Source organism: Parachitinimonas caeni, assembly GCF_030129945.1.
Classification (GTDB): Bacteria; Pseudomonadota; Gammaproteobacteria; order Burkholderiales; family Chitinimonadaceae; genus Parachitinimonas; species Parachitinimonas caeni.
The window spans coordinates 1-819 of sequence record NZ_JARRAF010000142.1; the positions used below are offsets into that span (position 1 = coordinate 1).

Annotated in this window: 1 protein-coding gene; it reads left to right on the forward strand. The window is 65.3% G+C overall.

All coding sequences use genetic code 11. The annotated features are described in order from the left end of the window. A partial coding sequence (locus PZA18_RS24010; protein WP_331488634.1) for a protein kinase domain-containing protein occupies window positions 1–819 on the forward strand: 819 nt, incomplete at both ends.

The following is an 819-nucleotide window of genomic DNA, read 5'->3' on the forward strand; positions in this document are numbered from 1 at the left end:
ATCAGCGATCTGGGCTTGCAGGGGCCTCAGACCTTGCATCGCGACGTGGTGCAGGGAACCGCCTTGTATATCGCCCCGGAAATTCTGCGGGCGCAGCCTTCCACCGAGCGAAGTGATATTTATGCGCTGGGGGTGATTCTGTATCAGCTGCTGGTCGCCGATCTGCGGCGTCCGCTGGTGCCCGGCTGGGAGCGGGATCTCAGTGACAGCCTGCTGGTCGAGGAAATCGCCCATGCCACCGATGGCGATCCGGCCCGGCGCACCGCCAGTGTCGAGGCGTTGCTGGCTGGTCTGCAGGATCTGCCCGCCCGCCATGCCGCCCGTCAGCGGGAGGCCGCCGAGCGCGAGCAGGCCTTGCGTGATCGGGCCAATGCCCGCCGTAGTCGCGCCCGCCGTCCCTGGCTGATCGGTACCTTTGCCACGCTCAGCCTCGGCTTCGCCACCACGCTCTTCGCGTATCTGCAGCTGCGCCAGAGCGAGGCTGCGCTGGCCAGCCAGAAGCAGAATGTCGAGGCACTCAACCGCTTCCTGACGCTGGAACTGCTGGCTGAAGCCAATCCCGCCATCTCCGGCCGCTCGAATGTCACGGTCGTCGAGGCCGCAAAGCGGGCTGCCCGCATGATCGACAATGACGAAACCAGCTATGGCCCAGAGTTACGCGCCACGGTGCATGCCGCGATGCAGACCACGTTCAACAGCCTGGGCGAGCATCGCGCTTCGCTGGCCGAGGGCGACAAGGCACTGACGGCGCTGACCAAGGTGGCCAATCCCGATCTGCAGCAGAAGGCGCATATCCAGATCCTCAAGGCCGATAGCCTA